This window comes from Nostoc sp., from assembly GCF_036916975.1.
Classification (GTDB): Bacteria; Cyanobacteriota; Cyanobacteriia; order Cyanobacteriales; family Nostocaceae; genus Nostoc.
Genome location: NZ_JBALFF010000069.1, coordinates 13,473 through 33,909 on the forward strand (window position 1 = coordinate 13,473; position 20,437 = coordinate 33,909).

At 43.7% G+C, this 20,437-nt stretch carries 16 protein-coding genes; 8 read left to right on the forward strand and 8 right to left on the reverse strand.

Features of this window, described 5'->3' with window-relative positions; translation table 11 throughout:
• Positions 1-12: 12 nt before the first annotated feature.
• On the forward strand, positions 13-1,002 hold the full coding sequence (locus V7K73_RS16955) for a glycosyltransferase (protein WP_334881764.1): 990 nt from the start codon (positions 13-15) through the stop codon (positions 1,000-1,002).
• A 25-nt stretch (positions 1,003-1,027) separates the two neighbouring features.
• Here the strand turns inward: V7K73_RS16955 and V7K73_RS16960 are convergent, their stop codons facing one another.
• The 3 genes from V7K73_RS16960 to V7K73_RS16970 form a co-directional block, all read right to left on the reverse strand.
• Positions 1,028-3,664, reverse strand: a complete 2,637-nt coding sequence (locus V7K73_RS16960) for an EAL domain-containing protein (protein WP_334881765.1) — start codon at positions 3,662-3,664, stop codon at positions 1,028-1,030.
• A gap of 541 nt (positions 3,665-4,205) precedes the next feature.
• Positions 4,206-6,011 (reverse strand): ShlB/FhaC/HecB family hemolysin secretion/activation protein, encoded by a 1,806-nt coding sequence (locus tag V7K73_RS16965; protein ID WP_334881766.1) that lies wholly within the window; start codon positions 6,009-6,011, stop codon positions 4,206-4,208.
• A gap of 609 nt (positions 6,012-6,620) precedes the next feature.
• Complete coding sequence (locus V7K73_RS16970; protein ID WP_334881767.1) at positions 6,621-8,396, reverse strand: SWIM zinc finger family protein; 1,776 nt, start codon at positions 8,394-8,396, stop codon at positions 6,621-6,623.
• A 701-nt stretch (positions 8,397-9,097) separates the two neighbouring features.
• Here V7K73_RS16970 and lpdA point away from each other — a divergent pair.
• The 3 genes from lpdA to V7K73_RS16985 all read left to right on the forward strand — a co-directional run bounded on the left by lpdA (position 9,098) and on the right by V7K73_RS16985 (position 12,105).
• Positions 9,098-10,528 carry a dihydrolipoyl dehydrogenase gene (gene lpdA / locus V7K73_RS16975; RefSeq protein ID WP_334881768.1) on the forward strand — a complete coding sequence of 477 codons (1,431 nt, stop codon included), beginning with the start codon at positions 9,098-9,100 and terminating at the stop codon, positions 10,526-10,528.
• A gap of 188 nt (positions 10,529-10,716) precedes the next feature.
• Positions 10,717-11,607, forward strand: coding sequence for an indole-3-glycerol phosphate synthase TrpC (gene trpC / locus V7K73_RS16980; protein WP_334881769.1), 891 nt, complete (start codon positions 10,717-10,719; stop codon positions 11,605-11,607).
• Between the two features lie 246 nt (positions 11,608-11,853).
• The gene (locus tag V7K73_RS16985) at positions 11,854-12,105 is read left to right on the forward strand and encodes a DUF5340 domain-containing protein (protein WP_334881905.1); all 252 of its coding nucleotides are present in this window, start codon (positions 11,854-11,856) and stop codon (positions 12,103-12,105) included.
• A 45-nt stretch (positions 12,106-12,150) separates the two neighbouring features.
• Here the strand turns inward: V7K73_RS16985 and V7K73_RS16990 are convergent, their stop codons facing one another.
• The 4 genes from V7K73_RS16990 to V7K73_RS17005 all read right to left on the reverse strand — a co-directional run bounded on the left by V7K73_RS16990 (position 12,151) and on the right by V7K73_RS17005 (position 16,526).
• Positions 12,151-13,830 carry a hybrid sensor histidine kinase/response regulator gene (locus V7K73_RS16990; RefSeq protein WP_334881770.1) on the reverse strand — a complete coding sequence of 560 codons (1,680 nt, stop codon included), beginning with the start codon at positions 13,828-13,830 and terminating at the stop codon, positions 12,151-12,153.
• Positions 13,831-14,091: 261 nt separating this feature from the next.
• Positions 14,092-14,271, reverse strand: a complete 180-nt coding sequence (locus V7K73_RS16995) for a DUF6887 family protein (RefSeq protein WP_334881771.1) — start codon at positions 14,269-14,271, stop codon at positions 14,092-14,094.
• Positions 14,268-14,444 carry a DUF6888 family protein gene (locus V7K73_RS17000; protein WP_334881772.1) on the reverse strand — a complete coding sequence of 59 codons (177 nt, stop codon included), beginning with the start codon at positions 14,442-14,444 and terminating at the stop codon, positions 14,268-14,270. The genes V7K73_RS16995 and V7K73_RS17000 overlap by 4 nt, the downstream gene beginning before the upstream one ends.
• A gap of 171 nt (positions 14,445-14,615) precedes the next feature.
• Positions 14,616-16,526: a GTPase family protein gene (locus V7K73_RS17005; RefSeq protein ID WP_334881773.1), complete on the reverse strand. Its 1,911-nt coding sequence runs from the start codon at positions 16,524-16,526 to the stop codon at positions 14,616-14,618.
• A gap of 483 nt (positions 16,527-17,009) precedes the next feature.
• Here V7K73_RS17005 and V7K73_RS17010 point away from each other — a divergent pair, with 483 nt between their 5' ends.
• Genes V7K73_RS17010 through V7K73_RS17020 form a run of 3 tightly spaced genes read left to right on the forward strand, consistent with a single transcriptional unit; the run spans position 17,010 to position 17,821 of the window.
• Positions 17,010-17,387 (forward strand): HAMP domain-containing protein, encoded by a 378-nt coding sequence (locus V7K73_RS17010; RefSeq protein WP_334881774.1) that lies wholly within the window; start codon positions 17,010-17,012, stop codon positions 17,385-17,387.
• A gap of 31 nt (positions 17,388-17,418) precedes the next feature.
• The gene (locus tag V7K73_RS17015; protein WP_442936771.1) at positions 17,419-17,622 is read left to right on the forward strand and encodes a DNA-binding protein; all 204 of its coding nucleotides are present in this window, start codon (positions 17,419-17,421) and stop codon (positions 17,620-17,622) included.
• 55 nt (positions 17,623-17,677) lie between these two features.
• Entirely contained in the window at positions 17,678-17,821 is a 144-nt protein-coding gene (locus V7K73_RS17020) for a hypothetical protein (RefSeq protein WP_334881776.1), read from the forward strand.
• 167 nt (positions 17,822-17,988) lie between these two features.
• On the opposite strand, the gene ebsA is transcribed toward V7K73_RS17020, so the two are convergent.
• Positions 17,989-18,369: a type IV pilus biogenesis protein EbsA gene (ebsA, locus tag V7K73_RS17025; protein WP_334881777.1), complete on the reverse strand. Its 381-nt coding sequence runs from the start codon at positions 18,367-18,369 to the stop codon at positions 17,989-17,991.
• 632 nt (positions 18,370-19,001) lie between these two features.
• Here ebsA and V7K73_RS17030 point away from each other — a divergent pair.
• Entirely contained in the window at positions 19,002-20,432 is a 1,431-nt protein-coding gene (locus V7K73_RS17030; protein ID WP_334881778.1) for a glycosyltransferase, read from the forward strand.
• Positions 20,433-20,437 lie beyond the last annotated feature (5 nt).

A 20,437-nucleotide genomic window follows, 5' to 3' on the forward strand; every position in this document is an offset into this window, starting at 1 on the left:
AATCTCAGATTTATGAATCATCAGCCAGTTGATGCAACCACCGCCACCAGTTTTTTACCAATGGTGTCGGTGGTTGTTCCTATTTATAACGGTGAGGCGGATTTACCAGAGTTAATCAATTGTTTGTTGTCGCAAACTTACCCGAAAGACCAGGTAGAGTACTTGTTGGTGGACAATAATAGTAGCGATCGCACTCTCACCATCCTCAAAACATCTGCCGAAAATTGCCCAATTACAATCCGCCCATTGGGCGAAAACCAAATTCAAAGCTCTTACGCTGCTCGTAATACTGGGATTCGCGCCGCTACGGGTGAAATTATCGTTTTTACCGATGCTGATTGTCGTCCACAACCACAATGGTTATCTGCATTAATTGAGCCTTTTGTCAACAAAGAAGTGGTAATTGTCGCTGGTGAAATTTTGGCACTACCAGGTACAACTCTGTTAGAACAGCACGCAGAGCGTCAAGAAACTTTGTCGCAAAAGCATACCCTTAACCATTCCTTTCGTCCCTATGGTCAAACCGCTAATTTAGCGATTCGACGCATTGCCTTAGAAAAAGCGGGTTTATTTCGTCCCTATCTTACCACTGGTGGCGACGCCGATATTTGCTGGCGGATTTTAGCCCAAAACATCGGGCGTTTGGAATTTGCCCCAAATGCGATCGTTAAGCACCGCCACCGCGCTACACTTCAAGAACTGCGAAGTCAATGGCGGCGCTATGGACGCTCAAATCGCTATCTACACGAACTACACGGTGTCGATTTGATGCGAGATATTACACTCAAAGAATGCGGCTATCGTTTGGCACGTTGGTTAGTCAAGGAAATACCAAGGGATATGAAAAAGGCGTTGGCGCAGCCTAGAGCAGGCATCGCAGGTAAAGCCACTCTTGTAGATTTATTAAATACTCCCATTGGTTTGTTCACTGCTAGGGCGCGGGCTGCTGGGCAACGAGACGCAAAGTTGCCAGAAAATGCCAAAATAATTGATCGACTGTAACAATATTAGGGCGCTAGAAGCCGTACTAAAGCGTTGGTCGTTTACTTTCGAGGATTTCTGTTGCTTTCTGGGCAGAAAGTGGTCGGTAGAATAAATAGCCTTGTACATCATCACAATTAATAGATTTCAAGAACTCCAGTTCCTCTTCTTTTTCTACCCCTTCGGCTATCAACCTCAATCCCAAGCTGTGTCCCAAGGTAACTATCGCCTTGATAATATGAGCTACTTTAACATCTTGCGTCAAATATTGAATAAAAGATTTATCTATTTTCAGATTGTGCAGTGGCAAAAGCTGTAGACGCGAGAGCGAGGAATGACCCGTACCAAAATCATCAATGGAGAGATAAACACCCATCTGCTGTAGATCCTTTAACACCGTTCTGGTAAAATCTAAATCCTCAATAGCTGTGGTTTCCATAATTTCTAATTCTAAAAAGTGCGGCTCCAGACCCGTTTCTTCTAAAACTGTAGCTATAGTCTCCATCAATTTGGGTTGGCAAAACTGCTTAAGAGAAAGATTAACAGCGATCGTTATAGGTGGTAATCCTGCATCTTGCCAGATTTTATTTTGAATACAGGCTGTCCGCAGCACCCATTCGCCGATGGGGACAATTAAGCCACTTTCTTCGACTAGGGGAATGAAAACACTGGGTGCGACCAATCCCATCTCTGGATGCTGCCAACGCAATAGAGCCTCCATACTATTAATTTCTTCTGTAGCAATATTTACGCGAGGTTGATAGTACAGGGTAAATTCATTGCGTTCTAGGGCATAGCGCAAGCTCTTTTCTAAAGTCAGGAGTTCAGGATTTTTAGCACTCAGGGAAACACTATAGAATTGGTAGTTATTCCGCCCTTTGTCCTTGGCGTAGTACAAAGCTGCATCTGCGTGCTGGATTAATGTTTCAGCGTCAGGACTGTTGTTATCAAGCAAGGCAATACCAAGGCTGGCAGTCACATAAAGTTCATGCCCTTGGAGATGGAAAGCCTCCTCCAATGCTTGTAATATTCTATATGCCACCAGTGTTACCTCTTCAATATCATTGATTCGCGGGAGTAAGATAGTGAATTCATCACCTCCCCAACGGGCTATAGTGTCTCCGCCTCTGAGTGAGTCTTGTAATCTTTGAGCGACGTTTTGTAACAATTTGTCTCCCAGAGTGTGTCCCAAAGTGTCATTAATCACCTTGAAGCGATCTAGGTCGAGAAAGATCACAGCTAAACTTTCACGATTGCGAGTGGCGTTGGGGAGAGTTTTATTAAGCAGTTCATTAAATAGGAAGCGATTAGGCAACCCTGTCAGCATGTCATGTAGGGCTTGATAGCGAATCTTTTCTTCTGCTTGCTGACGCTGCCGCGCACCAATGATACTGGCAGCCATCGTCAAAAGCGTAGATTCTTCGTGCTTTGACCAATGACGCTCAAAGGTACAGTCTGCCAAGCCAAGGTAACCCCAGAAATCTTTTTCCAAGCAAAGAGGTACTAGGAGAAGAGATTGAATACCATCTCTAATCAGGAATTCTTGTTCGGCGGCAGGAAATTCTTGGGTGAGTCCACTAATCGACTTGCCGCTAGAGAGAACAGCATACCAACGAGCTAATCCACAACCTTGATAAGGCTGATTCTGCCAATATTCATAAGTAGATTCAATAGAAGGATGTGTCCATTCAAACCGTAGGCTAACTACTATTTCTCCTGTAGCAGGATGGGGATGGTTCTGAAAAAGATAGGCACGATCTGCTTTGGCAGCTTCACCCAATACAGCTAGAGCTAGATCAATACCAGTTTCATAATTCATTTCCCCTAGCAAATAATTGGTAGCTTCTGCGACTGCCTGTAGCAAGCGATCGCGCTGACATAGTTCGGCTATGGCTTGTTTTTGCTCTGTAATATCCCTAATAATAAATGTTCTAATTAAATCACTTTCAGGAAGGTAGAGAACGGATTGTTCAAAAACTTCTGTACCTACTTCCACCTCCCGCACAAAAGAATTTTTTTCTAGATTCTTAACTGTATTCAGGAGTCCTGTTAAAATCGGGTGTTTTGTTCCAATTTCCCTAAGTTTGGGAAACTTCAAAGCTGCGGCTGGATTGAGATAAGTAACTGTTCCCTCGAAATCCATCTCAATGATTGGATTGGGGATGAGTTCAGGGAAGGATGCTAGGCGAGCGAGGGCAGACTCACTAGCTAATTCAACGCCAGGATCGATAGCTAAGGTTTGAAAAGGATTGGCAGGACTGCCTTGCTCTGAGAGGAAAGCAGATAAGTCTTCAACATCAAAAGATTCAGAAAATGCTTGTTCTGAAATGTTAGAAATAGCATAATATTTAGCTTGAGCTTGATTACTGCCAAAGGCAATGACATCTCCATTTCTGAGATTATGGGAAAAGCTTTTAGTGCCATTGACAAATAAACCATTAGTACTCCCTTTTCCTTTATAGTTGCCATCAATAATTTGAAAGCCATATTGATCAGTCTCTGGAACAGTTACTCGCAATAAAATTGCATGTTGCATTGATACTGACCGGGAAGACAAGATAATAGTGTTTGCGGGATGCCGCCCTAGAGAATAAGTAGTCTCTTGCAAGTGGACAGTTCGCTGGCCTTGCAGGTCTTGAATGACCAACAGATGGCGTATTTTTTCCCGCTCGTTTCCTAACATGGCTGTTCCTCAAATTCTCATATTTTTATGTCTTAGTCTAAAAAATCCTACTCCCACAAGTTCCAATACCTTTCAATGCCGTTCGGTTAAGGAATTTCTTGGTTGAAGCAGGTTGGGGGAGTTCGGGAAGAGAAGAATTACTGCACAAAAACCCTCTTCCTCTTTCCTCAACAGCCTCGCCTCCCCTGCCTCAAGAGCTTATCCGCTCCGTATTGGGGGGATCTTTTGGGGTAAAGTATCACTAACAGGACTTACGCAAACAATAGCCGAAAAGAATGGTTTTTAGGTAGGGGCAATTGATGAATTGCCCCTGAGCGCGTCTAGTTTTACGTAAGTTATAAACTTTCCCCCTTTGCCCATATCATCTAACCTTGTCTTTCTTAGGATACCCAAAATAAAATCAAACACTGAATAGAAGACATGGTATATTTACGGATTTTGATTCTGAGTGGTGGGGAAACTCGAAATTAATTAACAATTCAAAATTTACGCATTCAAAATTCAAGAACTTTTCAGACAATAAAGGAGAATGAACCCCTATTTAAAAAGGATTATAGAATAAACTAAAATACAGTCCGTTTTCTTGCAATGTTCTATCATTCGAGTTAATAGATACTAAAGGAATGCCCCAGTCAAGACGAACGGTGAAGCGATCGCCTTGTGACCAACGCAACCCCAGACCAACAGCAGCTAAAGTATTAGGGTCGGGGTTCTCTCTACCAGAACTGTTCCAGCCAACACCAAAATCCACAAACGGGATAACCTGTAACCTGCTACCTATCTGGGGTAAGCGCAGAATCGGTATTTGAACTTCCGCAGAAACAAAAGTGCCATTATCTGTCAGCAAATAATCTTGACGGTAACCCCGAACGCTATCCTGTCCACCTAAGCCAATTTGCTCTATAGGTAAGAGTGTTCTAGATGCTAGTTGCGTATTTAAACGAAGTAAAAGTAAAGTTTCAGGAGCTAAAAGGCGTGCCAGCTGCGCTTGTCCTTGCCAAGCAAAAAAACGGCTATCGGGAGGATTTTGATTAATCGTGGGATTCAACACATCTATGCCCAAACTGAATTGAGAGCGTAGGGCGATGACTTCACGACTATTACGATTCGTCCATTCTTGAAAAAATCGCAAGGCAGATACCTTGGTGCGTCCCTGTTCATCAGCACCAGGCGAAAGTACAGAGGGAGGAAACCCTCCTTCGCTCTCTTTTTGTAGTTTCCACGAGATATCACTTTCGCGTCGGGAAGCTGTTAACCCAAGGGCGAATTCTTGTGTGGGAGTTTGGACTATAGGCTGACGGAATGTCAATTCGTAGTAGCGAGATGCCGATTTGATATCTAAAGATTTAAAGGCAGGTTCAATGACATTACTCGACGTAGTGCCATAGTTGAAGCTAAGTGTCCCGTTGCGGGGATTGAGAGGCAATGTGTAGCTAGCGTCAAAGGAGTTGCTACCATCAGTGTTGGTGTATCCTAAACTTAGACCATCTCCCAATCCGAGTAAGTTGGCTTCATTCAATCGTAATCCCCGGCGGAAACTGCCAACACTAGGCGATCGCCCATTATCAAGAATTATTGGGCTACTAAAGGTTTTTGCCTCGCTGATATTCACTTGCAACAAACTCGTACCACTGCGCGATCCTGCGGTGAGTTCAGCAGAGACGTTTTTAATTAAAGGATTAAGTTGCAAAACTTGCAGTGCCTCTAGTATACGTTTCCGATTCAGAGGCGCTGATGTCGCTATTGCTAGTCGGCTGCGGACATAATTCGGGTTCAACCGCCGAGTTCCAGTTACCTGGATATCTTCTAATTTACCTTCGACCACCTGAATTTTTATAACACCGGATTTGATTGTTTGGGGCGGGATATAAGCACCAGAAGTAATGTAACCATTTTGGAGGTATAAATCAGTAATTTTAGAACGTGCTTGATACACTTGAGTCATTGATATCGGTCGTTTGGTAAATTCAGCAGTGGCCAGAGCCAACTCTTCGGGACTGAAGACTGTGCTACCAACAACTTCAAACCGTTCAACAACAATAGTTTGAGGAAAGTTGCCAGGGGGTGGTTCATCAGGTGTGGGAGTTGGGATAGAGGGTGGAAATAGTTCTGCTGGTGGGGGGAGTGGTTGTGGCAGTTCAGGTGAGGGAACTGGCGAAGGTAAGGGTGGTTGGACATCCTGTGGTGGTGGGAGTTGTTGTTGTGACAGGATGAAATTACTAGTTGGTAATTGTGTATTATCAACAGCCTGAGCTTTCAGTGGACTATAAGTTATGTTGCCAAGTAATAGAAGCATACTCAGTGGTAAGCAGGACACTATAAGATTTTGAGGATATTTATCAATCATCGCACTGGACTATTTTTTGTTAGAAACTATGGGATTATTCGGGGAGTGTTTCAGATGTGAATCTTACTTCATCTTTTGTCACTAAATTTGATATCTTGGGTAAATCTCAATTTAAAAGCTAAATCAACTGGTTATTGCAGACTTAAAAGCATTGATGGTGTTCAAGCTGCATAAGCAAGCAGATATATCCTTCGCGCCCTCTGCGTCTGGAGCGGTTTTTTAATCATTCAGATGCTACCGGATTTGATATAAGTAGGTAGGCAAGATAAAACCAAACTATGTAACAAAAAGTAAAATCTCTGTATTTGGCTTGTAGTTACGCTTTAGCGCTAAAGCGCAACTACGAGCCAGTGATGATTATTTGCGCCCACTTACTTAAGTAAATCGGTGAGACTAATCCAAACTATTATATTAAGTAGGTAGGCGTAATTAAATATTAAGATAAAACCTCACCCTCAATCCCTCTCCTTATTATTGTCGGGGGAAGCCGGAGGCAGGGTGAGGTTTTATATTTAATTTGATTCACTTACTTAGTATCTCAATTAACAAGACTTGGGCAAAATTCCCTTGTTAAAAGTAGGCAAACTTGCGTTTTGTTAGGGTTTAGGGTTATTGCATATCCCTTTGCTGAAACATTCGCATCAATTTACGTTTACGAGCGTGGGTTTGCATCAAGTTTTGGCGATAGCTTAACCAGTCAGCTTTATTTCCAGATTCCAAGTAGGCGTTACGTACCTTTTTCAACCATTCAACTGCGTAGTAGTAGTATTCGGCTTTACCTGCATCCATAATCTTTTCGGCACGGCGACGAGCATTAGCAATCACCCAATTAGGATTGTAAGGGATAGCAGCATCCATGACTCGGTGAATCAATTCTGAATTATCAGAACTGATTTCATTAGCGATCGCAATTGCATCATCAATTAGCCCCTCATATAAGAATATATCCACCTTGGCTGATTCTGTTCCCCCACCATTATCAGTACGAATAATTCTTAAAAAGTCTGTTTTGACACTCTCCCAGTTTTCCCCAGCCAATTCTGCCATCTTTTGGTAGTCAACAAAAGAGGGTTTCACTTGAAAAGCCGCCTTGATTGCTAATAAAGCAGCTTCACTATTACCCAACTCAATAGCCAAATCACTTGTCCAAATTCCCAATTCGTACTGACAATTACCCGGTAAATTTAATCCACTCTGGGCTATATCTAGTGCTTGCTGTAATGCCCCTTGAGAGCTTAGTGTTTTCGCTAGGGCAAAAGCCTCTTTCATTGAGTTCATCTGGGTTTGAGCAGCATCAATTGCTTCTTCTACCCTGCCTAAACGCCCTAGCATTGTCAGATAATGCTGGGTTTGTCCTTCCGCTTCTGCTAAATATAAGTATTCTTGGTAACGTTCTTGACGTTCGAGGATTTTTAGCCGAATTAGTGCCAAATCATCCGCATAATCTGGCACCTCTTCTTCCCAAGCTCCCCTTTCGGTAATATTACCTTGGAGAACTTGCACCAGTGGTGGATAATCCCAACCTTGGCGTAAAGCCTCCATAATCATGCTAAAATCAACATTCCACTCATCTTGCCAAGCTTCTAAATTTATTTGAATATCAACTTTTTCTTCTGGGGTGAGTTCTGCACTGAGAATTGCTTCACACCAGGCATTATTTAATTCTTCGATAAGTTGATCATTTTCAGCGCCGTATTCTGCAACATCATCCCAATTTTCCACACAGGTAGAGGTAATCGCTTCTAAAATAGCGATCGCATTTTCACCTTCTCCCCGTTCGCTAAAATCTACCGCAGTTTGCACTACACTCAATAATTCTTCACCAATTGGGTCTTCTTCGCACCCTTCCTCAAAGTAGCGCACGGTATCTTTGAGAATCTGCCGCACTTGCCGCCGAAAGGGAGCCGGATCAATAGTAATGTAGAGCAAGGGTTTTGTGGTTGTTTGCTGGGTAGCAGGATTAGTCATCCAACTTACATGGCGGTCAATCGCCTCAATTAGTGGTGGGTGTTCTGTTACCAACTCTTGCAGCAGTCTTTGAGTTTCGATATAATCTAGGCGATTAAGTAGTTCTTCTAGGGTGGGGCGCTGCTCAATGTTTTCTGGGTTACGCGCACAGACAAGCATCGTCGCTACAATGTGTTTGCACCACCCGTCAAAGTTGTAGGCACAGGTGCAGTTTACTGAGGTTAAGCCACTGCTATCGAAACTCAGATTGACATGATTTGGTTTAGCTTCACTGCCAACAACATCTGCCTGAAGGAGATCGCCACGTTGGGTAACTGTATTGACAGCACCAGCCTCATAGTATGCCTCGCCCCGTTGGAAAGATTTGGCGTTGGCATGACGGCGGATAGTAAATTCACTAATTTGGGGAATAGACATCGAGCGATCGCCTGCGTAAATCTTTTGGATGAATCCTAAATCCAGCTTAGTGTTAGGCTAACGCGCTGTAAAGAAATTCAGGCGTTATGCGTTATGGGCATTGGCCAAACAGCGCATTAGGCAGGGGAGAATTAGAACTTGAAGTTTCAACAAAAATCGGCACTTGAACTTCATTTGACTATAGAACTTACGCAAAAAACCTCTCAAACTCTTATTCCTCCGTGGATGCGCCTAATAAGGTTCGATTTTCGGGAGCATCCCGTCAGGTGCAAAAACCTTGTGTTTGCCCTCATCCCCTAACCCCAAATCCCAAATATGGGATTCGGGGAAATAGAATTATGTCTCCCCTCTCCCTTCAGGTGGGAGAGGGGCTGGGGGTGAGGGATTGGGATGCTCCCCGATTTTCCGTTAGCTGTGCGTAAGTCCTGGACTATACAGAACTGAGCTATATAGATTTGACTATAATTACTGGAAACATCCATATCTTCGTCAAAAGCGAGTGAATCATAATTTGAAGCAACACCCGAACCTGAAATTAGTAAACAGTCAACAGTGAACAGTTCTGATGGTCTATGGTGAGGCATTTAAAATCAAGCAAGAAAACTGATAGCTGATAACTGATAACTGATAACTGTTAAAAGGGTTGCGCTGATTGCCGGTCAAGTTGAGAATAAATAGGCGAAGCACACGGGGAAACTAACGTGAGTCAAGGATTTGATTACGATTTAGTAATTATCGGCGCTGGTGTAGGCGGGCATGGCGCAGCCTTACACGCCGTAAGTTGCGGTTTGAAAACAGCGATTATTGAAGCTGCTGATATGGGAGGAACCTGTGTTAATCGGGGCTGTATTCCTTCTAAGGCGTTGCTGGCAGCATCTGGACGTGTGCGCGAGTTACGTAATGCCCACCACTTGAAGTCATTGGGAATTCAAATTGGTAGCGTGGAATTTGATCGCCAAGCGATCGCTAATCATGCTAATAATCTCGTCTCGAAAATTCAAGGCGACTTAACCAACAGCCTCAAACGTCTAAAAGTCGATATTATCAACGGTTGGGGAAAAATCGCTGGGGCGCAAAAAGTCTCTATTACCGGAGACGGTGGCGAAAAAATCATCACAGCCAAAGACATCATCCTTTCCCCTGGTTCAATTCCTTTTGTGCCTCCAGGGATTGAAGTAGACGGCAAAACTGTCTTTACCAGCGATCAAGGCGTTAAGTTGGAGTCGCTACCAGACTGGATAGCGATTATTGGCAGTGGTTACATCGGCTTAGAATTTTCTGATATTTACTCAGCTTTAGGTTGCGAAATCACCTTGATTGAAGCCCTAGATCAGTTAATGCCAGGATTTGACCGAGATATTGCCAAACTTGCCGAACGGGTACTGATTACTCCCCGCGATATTGAAACGAAAGTGGGGATATACGCTAAAAAAGTCATCCCCGGTTCACCAGTGGTGATTGAATTAGCAGATTTCAAAACCAAAGAAGATGTAGAAGTCATCGAAGTAGATGCTTGCTTGGTGGCTACAGGACGCATCCCAGCGACCAAAAATCTCGGTTTGGAATCTGTGGGCGTGGAATTGGATCGGCGGAATTTTATTCCAGTTGACGATCGCATGGCAGTGCTATCAGCCGGTGAAATAGTGCCGCATTTGTGGGCAATTGGCGACGCTAATGGAAAGATGATGTTGGCACATGCGGCATCTGCTCAAGGCATCATCGCCGTAGAAAATATAGTTGGGAGGGAAAGAATAGTAGACTATCGCAGCATCCCGGCCGCGGCGTTTACCCACCCAGAAGTTAGCTATGTGGGCTTAACAGAAACCGCAGCTAAAGAGTTAGGACAAACCGAAGGGTTTGAAATCGCCACAAGTCGGAGTTACTACAAAGGGAATTCCAAAGCGTTGGCAGAAAATGAAGCCGACGGTATTGCCAAAGTGATATATCGCAAAGACACCGGAGAAGTCTTGGGCGTTCACATTTTCGGACTGCACGCCTCAGACTTAATTCATGAAGCCTCAGCTGCGATCGCAAACCGTCAATCCGTCCAAAGTCTCGCACATCTAGTTCACGCCCACCCGACACTTTCGGAAGTGCTAGACGAAGCTTATAAACGAGCGATCGCCATCTAAAAGTTAGAAGTGAAAAGTTAGGAGTGAGGAATTAATAATCTCTAACTCCTGTACAGACGCGATTAATCGCGTCTCTACTCCCAACTCCTAACTCCTAACTCCTAACTCCTAACTCCTAACTCCTAACTCCCACCTCCCAACTCCTAACTCCTAACTCCTAACTCCCAACTCCCAACTCCGTACCAATTATGCAAATCCGTCGCCGTTCCCCTAACCCAGCTATTAATGTATCGATATTGCGTTACCAGGCTGTCGTACCTGATGCAGCGCCAAACAACATTTTGGAGGAAATTGTCTGGCAGAAAGAACTAGAATATGACCAAATGCGGGAAAAAGTTCCTTTGCAAGAATTACGGAAGCGGGTACTGACTGCACCGCCAACCCGTGATTTTGTCGCCGCTTTGCGTCAAGGTAAGACAAAGCCAGCATTGATTGCCGAAGTTAAAAAAGCTTCACCTAGCAAAGGCGTTTTCCGAGAAGATTTTGACCCAGTAGCGATCGCCCTGTCTTATCAGCAAGGTGGCGCTAGTTGTCTTTCTGTGCTAACGGATGTCAAGTTCTTTCAAGGTAGTTTTGAGAACTTAGCCAAAGTTCGGGCTGCTGTAGATTTGCCCCTACTGTGCAAAGAGTTTATCGTTTATGCTTATCAGATATACTTGGCGCGGGTTCAGGGTGCAGATGCGATTTTGTTGATTGCGGCTATTTTGAGCGATCAAGATTTGAAATACTTCCTTAAAATTGCTAACAACCTGAAAATGGCAACCTTGGTTGAAGTCCATAGTTTGGCAGAACTTGACCGTGTGTTAGCCTTAGATGGCGTCTCCCTAGTAGGAATCAATAATCGCAATTTGGAAGATTTCTCTGTTGACCTGCAAACTACTTGCCAACTTTTAGCTGCAAGGGGTAGCCAATTGCAAGAGAAAAACATCTTTGTTGTCAGCGAGTCAGGACTATACAACCCAGATGATTTGAGCTTGGTGCTGACAGCCGGTGCATCTGCTGTACTCATTGGAGAATCTTTAGTAAAACAACCAGATCCCGGCGCTGCGATCGCCCATATATTGCCGAGAAATTTCTGAAATAAACACCTCCCCCACGCCTTTTAGCATGGGGCAACTAACTGCATACAATAGTCGGTCAATTGGGTACACTATGCGTGGACAGGCAGCACATTGCCATCAAATATCATCATATCTTTGCCAAATCTTCATTGCTAATCAAATCAAAGCCATAAGCAACTAGTTATTTCTTATGTAACAATTTATTAACAAAAGCCAAAATCTGACTCATACAAAATCTCAAATATGAAATCAAAAGTTAACTTCATGGAGCAAATTCCTCTACCTTCTCCTATTCACTACGAACTTATACTTCAACTTTTAGAAAGACAAACTATGTTAGCTGTAAATGATAACCCAGATTTACGGCATCAGGTAAATCAACTAATTATTACTCTGCGTAAAGCTGCCGTGCAGCAAAAGCGCCTAGAAGAAATTTGCGAGTTTTCCTCTATGACTGTCGATCACCGTTGGTCAATCAACCATGATCACGATAATAAAATTGTTGCCCCCGATTGAAGCTGATAACTTAATAAAGCAAGGATGAGAAAATAGCAAAATTCGTTAGCTTGATAATACTCCATCAAAGTATCGATCAATTTCTGCTGTCAGTATGTCAAAGTCTACAGGCTTGGTCAAATGGCATTTGAAACCAGCCTGAAGCGCAAGCTGCCGATCCTCCTGGCTACCGTAGCCGGTGAGTGCAATCAGAATTGAGCGAGTAAATTTTGAGTCTTTACTCAATTCTTGTGCAACGGCGAATCCATCCATTTCGGGAAGTCCGATGTCACAAATAATCACATGAGGCTCAAACTCTCTTGCAGTTTTTATCCCTGAAATTCCATTGTTAGCAACAGAAACTTCATGTCCGAAGTACTCAAGCACTGCTTTTAATGTTAGGGCTGAATCTTCGTTATCTTCGATGACTAAAATCTTCAACGATTTTTTAGCCGCTTCTATAATCTCCGGGTCATTATCCCAAGCTGGAATCTCTTCGCATACAGGAAGAGTGACTTTGAATTCTGCTCCCAAATTAACCCCTCTACTTGAGGCTTCAACATTACCACCATGAAGTTCTACCAAACTTTTTACTACCGATAATCCCAAACCTAGCCCGCCCCTCGAACGATCTAAACTGCGATCGGCTTGGGTAAACGGCTCGAATAGTTCTGGTAAAATTGTCGGGTCTATCCCAATACCTGAATCTCTTACAGATAATACCCCTACACTGCCTGAGCCATTTTCACCCAGAATACATGAGAGATCCACCCAGATTGTCCCATCTGGCTTGGAAAATTTTAAGGCGTTATCAAGAAGGTTCCCAAAGACTTGGAAGAACCGCGTCGGATCAACATAAGCCCACAAAGGCTTGTTTGGTAAGTCTTGTACTACATTAAGGTTCGATCTCTTTATTGCTTCTGCATGGTCATTGAGACTCTGGCGAACCAATTCCACCAAATTAACCTTCTCCAGGTTTAATGAAATTTTCCCATAAGTAATCGACGATACGTCAAGTAACTCATCGATCAATTTCGAGAGGTGCTTAATCTGGTGTTGCATCATTAAAACTGTTTGTCCGACTGCACCAGTCTCGCCTAGCTTCAACTTGAGAAGCTGAACCCCGTTTGAGATGGGAGCAACGGGATTCCTCAACTCGTGAGCTAGCATCGCAATAAATTTGTCTTTCAGGGCGTTTTGGTTCGTCAATTTCTGGTAAAGTTGAACGTTAGCGATCGCAACTGCTGTAGTATCTGTCAAAATCTCAAGCAGTTCTATCTCTTCGGACGTGGCTCGGTGTTGTGTACTCCAGTAAGCTCCGATCGCACCCAGTGGATCTGAAATCCGTATGGGAACCATCACTAAACTCTTGACAAAAGTTACTTTATAAGCATCAAGAGGAATTCGAGCATCCTGGTAAATGTCTTCAATTACGGCTGCTTGTTTATTGAGCATTGCCCAACCGGAGATGCAAGACTTAAGCGGAAAACGCATCCCTTTCCAAAGTGGCCCGATGGCGTTTTCATCGACGTAGTGGCAACATTCACCATCTCGCAGGACAAAAGTTACTCCATCAGCATTAGTCAGATCGCGAGCAGCCAACCGCACAATCTCAATAATTTCTTCAATAGACCGCACACAAGCCAAATCCTTCACGACCGAAAGCAACCTATTGTAAGACGGAATACTATAGCTCTGATGTGAATTCTGTTCTTGAGAGATGGAGATGTCTAATATATTTTTCATAAACCACTCGGAATCAAAGGGATGTCTGTGCAAAAACTCAGGTAAGGCTGGTAGGTTCAGCAGACACCTACTCTATAATCGTAATCTTAACTTTGATGTTAGGAATACGATCCATCACCGCATTTTTGTTTTGATTTTTTTTGGTATAAATACGTTGGATTTACAGATGATTCCTTGGAAATATACTCTCAGGGCTAATTCAACTTGTGGAATGGAAGATGTGTAGGCCCCGTTACTGGAATGTCAGTAACGGGTTCTATGTTAAGTAGCTTGATTAATACGCCGTTTTAACTCAGCCTCTAATTGTTCTGGAGTGCTGACCACTACCCCCGGTTTCGCTCTCATGATACTGAGGTAATGCTGAAATGCCTCTTCATGCTGGGGGTTTGATATCACATATTGTCTTAATTGTTGCTCATTAAGAGTTAAATAGTCTGTCATCGGATAATGTTCTCCCCATTACTAAGAATTTCTACTTGGATGGTTTCGCCTATCAAAATCACGATTCGGCTTGTCCTGTGATCAAATCTAACTAATGCTATATCTCTAAGCAAATTACTAGCCCGAACGCAAAAGTCAAAGAATGCTTTAAGTTGTTCGATGGTCGGTTCCATACCTCTTACCATTGAATAAAATTAAATCGGTTAGGAGAGATTTCGGTGTATGTCATACTGTGAGGATTTTTTAGAGATCGCTCTTTATCTGAAGTTGGTCGTCAAAAGCTTGAAATGACCAAACTCCGTTAATGCACAAGATAATATTTTTGTACAGTGCGTAAGTCCTAATTATTTAGCGATCGCCAAATAATACTCAAATCGCTTTCGGAGTTGTTCAACCGTCAAATTTTGAGTCCAGTATTCCACTAAGGCGTGACCAAAAGCCCAGGCGTTGCGATCGGGTGAAGCGGAATTTTCCAGCAATAGCGGCCAGAGGGATAGCAATTCAAAGTTGAGCGGGTTAGGGTTAGCTGTATTCAAGAGCGAGAAAAGCTCATATCCCATTTGGAGTTTACCAATCACAATCGGCAACTGTTCCACGGGAATTTGTTGTGCCAGCATATATGCTAAGGCTGGAGATCCGGTTGAGAGCGTAGAAACAAACTGGAGAACGGGACTTTTGAGCAATGCCGTTAGTCCCTGTGTTGTGGCCATTTGGAAGGTGTAATCGTCGATGATTTTGGCAGCAGCGACGGTGCGGGCTTCGAGGTTACGCAAAAAGCGGGCGAGACGGAGTTGTTTGGATGGTGCGATCGCATCTATTAATCCTAACGATAGCCCCTCTACTCCCCAAGCGATTCGATTTGTTTTGCTCTCACCTGTAACCACAGGCACAACTAGATCACATCCCAGCAGTTTTGCACGATACTCAGTAGATCCGCGAATAGCAATTTCTTTGGGGCGATCGCCCCATTCCCAATCATAAGGGGGTTGCCATTCGCGGATCGGACGCAGACGATCTACTTGAGTAACGATCGCTATAGCAGGTAAATCTGCAACTTCTGCTTTGATGTCTTGCAAAAAGTCTACATCCATTTGCAGGGCAGGATCGAGGGCAGGGGTGACTAATAACAGCAAATCTGCGTTGATGGCATAATCAAGCACCAAATTTCTGAGATCGGCACGGTTGACTTGTTCGTAACCAGGTGTATCCAAAAGCGTTAGGGTTTCCCCACTTTCAGTCTGCCATTGATAATTTTGAATGCGATCGGTACTGGGTAAAACATCAACGGCTGCGAGATCCGCCTGAAATAGCGTGTTAATCAGGCTACTTTTTCCCGAACCGGTACGCCCTACCAGCAGAATATTCACGGGTTTTTGCTCAACGGCATCGGCGGGTTGAGCAAAAGTGAGGATTTCTCGGAGGGTTTGGGTTTTTGCCTTGGGTAAAGTCGTGGATACTACGGTTGCGGAAACTGGTAATGTAGTACGTCCGTAAAGAGCGATCGCCTGCCGACATAAGTTTCTTAGGGCAGCTTCTCGAAATAACTGGCTCAAATTCCCCAACAATTGCTGAGTTGCCTGGTTACTAGAACCCTGACTGACTTGTTTTGCCACCGCCGCCACCGGATTTAAAAGCCACTGGGCCCAACTCCAAGCTTTCCAAAATTTCCGAGCCGATGGCTCTAACTTCCGGTAGACTTCGTAGCCTTGGTATGCTTGCCCAACCGTTACCTGATTCAGGACAGGGGATAACTTTTGCATCCACCGATCCATATCATCCACCGTTCCCCGAATCAACCCGTAAGCTTGGGGGACGTAAATGTTCAGTAGCGGATATTGAATTTGAGGATTGTAGATATGAGCGATCGCTACAACCAAATCTTGGCATCGCGTCCAAAAAGTTTGCCAGTCTTCCCAAATCGGGCGATCGCTTTGTGCTGCTTGCAAAATCTCTTGAAGGGCGGCTTCTGCAAGCTTTGTGACATCAGTTCCCACTGGTAACCCTACTGTATCCTCTGCTGTCGATTCCAGTTCTTCTTGAACTTGGGCTAATACAGCTTCTACCTGGTTAACAGCAGGTAGAGTCAATTTCACCAATAGCCAACGCCAACCAACGAATAGAAGGGTGAATACACCCCAAATCCAATTAATGCCCCACGCATGGATTTGTAAACCAGCGGATACTAGTAAGAAAATGATGATAAACGCGATCGGGATTGCTAAGACGACCCACTGCCACAGTTTTAATCGCACCATTGCCCCATACCTGCTTTGAAATGTTGGGAAATTCGAGTTTTTGTAAAAAATACTCTTTTGACACTCCTCAGCATGACGGCTGAGGATTCTTGATTCAACGAGTCCACTTCAATTAGATTCCTTGCGTTATCTAATTCAGAGGTGGTTCTCTCTTCAAGCGTTAACTTTGGGTATGCCCTACCCTAGTTGCTCATAGTGCAAAATTTGTTTGATGTTAAAGCCGAGCGACCTCGTAAGCTTTAATGCCGGTTGTCTAGTACCTGTAAATCTTTTACCTACTTCCAGGTGATACTAGAACTATGAAGTAGAACCCCCTAGATTCAATTGTCAAGGTACAGCGTCTGCATATTAGGCAGCAATCGGGTTTTTTAAGTGGTTGATTACGCTTCCACAACCGTTATTCTACCAAAAGCCGTCGTAGAACGACAGGGTTTTCGACCCAAATTTTTAATAATGCTACTGCTATTAAATTTGGTCAATTAGATGTACAGGACTTTCTCATCTTTTATTTTACGGTGGATTATTCAACCAGTTCTAGCCTTACAAAAATCAGCTTTAGCACTGACTCAAGATGAATGGGAAAAAACAATAAAAATAAATCGTTCTGATGAATTGGGGGAATTAGCCAAATCATTTAATATTTGTATTGATATTACTGAACGCAAAAAAGTTGATAAAATCCTGACTGATTATAATTCGATTTTAGAGCAGCAGGTTGCTAAACGGACTCTGGAACTACAACGAGAAATCGCTGAACGCAAGCAGGTAGAAGTAGCGCTTCTAGAAAGTGAGGCGCGATTTCGGCTATTGGCAGAGGCAACCTTTGAAGCGATCGCCTGTCAGAGAAACTTAAAATACTAATAATGCTACACTTTCCTAGCATCAAGGAGTAATGGCTGTGGCTTCCATCACGCTCGACTTTTCCGATGAACAATTGCAAAAGCTGCAAGCAATAGCACAAGAGACTGGTATCTCACTTGAAGATTTGTTACGTGCCAGGATAGAAGACTGGCTCAGTCACCCGACGAGCGATTTTGCTCAAGCAGCCAACTATGTGCTGAAGAAAAATGCCGAATTGTACCGACGTTTAGCATGATACGTTACCTGACGGTGGTGGAAGTCCTAAATCTGCATCGTCAGGTCACGCAGCTATGGAAATATTTCTTGTTTTAAATAGGATGGAAATTGATGCTTTGATCGAAGAACAGGAGCGTATTGTCCTGCTGTTAGCGGCTGGTGATTTAGGGCGTGAAGAATTTACGGAGTGGCTCAGGCTAAACCTTAGAACAATTTAAACATCTTCTCAAAACAAAACGAAATTCAAATTGGGTCATGATGCGATTGTCTCCAACACGCACCGTAAACGCAAGAATAAAAATAGCTGCATTGGAATGGGGGCTAGGCTTCTGAAATTTTGAGTTTTAAAGAGAAGCCGAACTTACAAAAGTCCGGCTGAGTTCATTCAATCGTCTATACGCAGTAGTTTGCGATAAAACGGTTGTGAAAAATCGGTCGCACGATAACGTTTATAGTTCTCCATAACTTCAATTAAAAAATTAATAAACTCGAAACTAGCCATCATCAGTTCGTAACTCAGTTCAGCATTGCCATCAAACTGGATTCGGCAACGGGTTAAGTCTGAGGGTAAAGTCCCAACATTCCAGGAGGCAACAAAGGGAACATGTTCACTGGCTTCTATCTTCCGGTGTCCCTCCAAGACCCCTTTTTGATAAAGACTGATGGCATAGGGTAAGAAATTGCGCCTAGCGCCCTGAACGTAAGGTAAGTAAACACTAGCTTGTTGTTGAGTAGCAGGCTGGAGTTGAAGTTGGTCAATAGACATTCTTAAATATTCCTCAAATTAGTTGGCAATTGGGGATATTAGTGGATGTTAGTAGTATTCCCAAAAGATGTGTCTAAAGCACATAGTGGGGATGAGGGGGATGAGGGGGATAATTTGTCTCTTTTTACTCCCTCATCTCCCCCTACTCCCTCATCTCCCCCTTGCCCCATGCTCAAAAATGAAGTTACTGCTAAGAAATATTAAAATTTCGGTTAGAATAGGGCTGCATTAACTTTTATCGAAGCTGGGGAAAATAACACTAAAAATCCCCACTGTAAAGTTGTGGATGTTATTATTGCTGTTTCTCCCAACAACGAGCTGCTAGTACCTTGTTATTACTTTGCCCAAACCAGAGTTCTCATTGAAGAAAGTCCCACTCTACAAGCTTCCTGCCTAAATGGCTATCAAAGGAATCAAGCCTCTGTCTAAGAGTAGCAAAAGTGGTTAATGCGAGGTAATTACGCAAAGTTGCAGTGACAACAAAGGTAGTCCCAGCAGCTTTTGGCTTAGGGATAGTGGGTATTGCAGTTTGCCCATTCCGATTAATATCGGGAAAAGTAGCTTAGGGATATTTGTCCGTAAAATTACTAACTGTAGACAAATACTGGTTTTTGAATCAAGCAACCTAACCTATGCCAGCGAATTCCTGGCCCGAAGAAGATTCTTATCAAGAGCTTGATCCGCTCAACTCCTTGTTGTCTGACCTATCAGCAAATGAGGAGTCAGTGTTAGAGGCTGATCCTGTGTCTCTAACACCCCGGTTTCAAGGTCGTAGACGCAAAGCGGCTCTAGTCTTGACTATCGTCTGGAGTGGCACGATCGCTCTACATTTAGTTTCTTGGGCTTCTATATTTATTCTAGGACTGACCACCATTCTAGGATTTCATGCCTTGGTGGTAGTGTTTACTAAATCCCGTCGTTATCCAAAAGAAATACAGGGAGATTTACCCTCTGTATCTGTGTTAGTGGCTGCGAAAAATGAGGAAGCGGTAATTGCTAAATTAGTTAAAAATCTTTGTAATCTGGAATATCCAGGTGGGCAATACGAAGTATGGATAATTGACGATCACAGCAGTGATAGCACGCCACGTTTATTAGCAGAACTCCAACAGAAACACGAGCAACTGAAAGTACTAAGGCGTTCAGCAGAAGCTAGTGGTGGCAAATCGGGGGCGTTAAATCAGGTATTGCCTCTGACAAAGGGCGATATTATAGCAGTATTTGATGCTGATGCCCAAGTAACACCAGACTTGCTACAACAGGTAATACCTTTATTTCAAAGAGAAAAGGTGGGGGCGGTGCAGGTGCGAAAAGCGATTCTACAAGCAGACGCTAACGCGAACGCCAACGCCAAAGAAAACTTTTGGACTAAGGGTCAAATGGCCGAAATGGCTCTTGATACTTGGTTTCAGCAACAGCGAACCGCCCTTGGTGGCATTGGCGAACTACGCGGGAATGGTCAATTTGTCCGGCGGAGAGCCTTGGAAAGCTGCGGTGGCTGGAATGAAGAAACCATTACCGATGATTTGGATTTGACAATCCGCTTACATTTGGATAAATGGGATATTGAGTGTGTTTTCCATCCCGCGGTGCAAGAAGAAGGAGTGACAAGTGCAGTTTCACTCTGGCATCAGCGCAACCGTTGGGCAGAAGGTGGTTATCAACGCTATTTGGATTATTGGGATTTAATTGTCAAAAACCGCATGGGAGGGCGCAAAACCTGGGATTTGCTGATTTTTATGCTGATTATGTATATCTTACCCACAGCAACAATCCCAGATTTATTAATGGCGATCGCTCGTCATCGTCCACCAATGTTAAGTCCGATCACAGGCTTGTCCATTTGTATGTCGATGGTAGGAATGTTTACAGGTTTAAGGCGGGTACGTCAAGATCAAAAATTCCCACTTTCTACATATCTTACGATGCTGGTGCAAACCCTGCGTGGCAGTTTATATATGTTGCACTGGTTAGTCGTCATGAGCAGTACTACTGCCCGCATGTCGGTAAGACCAAAGCGGCTGAAATGGGTGAAAACTTTGCATACTGGGAATGGGGAGTAGGGAGT

Bases quoted from the DNA above. Each gene is read 5' to 3' on its own strand.
- V7K73_RS16955 (WP_334881764.1), top strand. From the start codon at position 13: ATGAATCATCAGCCAGTTGATGCAACCACCGCCACCAGTTTTTTACCA.
- V7K73_RS16960 (WP_334881765.1), bottom strand. From the start codon at position 3,664: ATGTTAGGAAACGAGCGGGAAAAAATACGCCATCTGTTGGTCATTCAA.
- V7K73_RS16965 (WP_334881766.1), bottom strand. From the start codon at position 6,011: ATGATTGATAAATATCCTCAAAATCTTATAGTGTCCTGCTTACCACTG.
- V7K73_RS16970 (WP_334881767.1), bottom strand. From the start codon at position 8,396: ATGTCTATTCCCCAAATTAGTGAATTTACTATCCGCCGTCATGCCAAC.
- trpC (WP_334881769.1), top strand. From the start codon at position 10,717: ATGCAAATCCGTCGCCGTTCCCCTAACCCAGCTATTAATGTATCGATA.
- V7K73_RS16985 (WP_334881905.1), top strand. From the start codon at position 11,854: ATGGAGCAAATTCCTCTACCTTCTCCTATTCACTACGAACTTATACTT.
- V7K73_RS16990 (WP_334881770.1), bottom strand. From the start codon at position 13,830: ATGAAAAATATATTAGACATCTCCATCTCTCAAGAACAGAATTCACAT.
- V7K73_RS16995 (WP_334881771.1), bottom strand. From the start codon at position 14,271: ATGACAGACTATTTAACTCTTAATGAGCAACAATTAAGACAATATGTG.
- V7K73_RS17000 (WP_334881772.1), bottom strand. From the start codon at position 14,444: ATGGAACCGACCATCGAACAACTTAAAGCATTCTTTGACTTTTGCGTT.
- V7K73_RS17005 (WP_334881773.1), bottom strand. From the start codon at position 16,526: ATGGTGCGATTAAAACTGTGGCAGTGGGTCGTCTTAGCAATCCCGATC.
- V7K73_RS17010 (WP_334881774.1), top strand. From the start codon at position 17,010: ATGTACAGGACTTTCTCATCTTTTATTTTACGGTGGATTATTCAACCA.
- V7K73_RS17015 (WP_442936771.1), top strand. From the start codon at position 17,419: ATGGCTGTGGCTTCCATCACGCTCGACTTTTCCGATGAACAATTGCAA.
- V7K73_RS17020 (WP_334881776.1), top strand. From the start codon at position 17,678: ATGGAAATATTTCTTGTTTTAAATAGGATGGAAATTGATGCTTTGATC.
- ebsA (WP_334881777.1), bottom strand. From the start codon at position 18,369: ATGTCTATTGACCAACTTCAACTCCAGCCTGCTACTCAACAACAAGCT.
- V7K73_RS17030 (WP_334881778.1), top strand. From the start codon at position 19,002: ATGCCAGCGAATTCCTGGCCCGAAGAAGATTCTTATCAAGAGCTTGAT.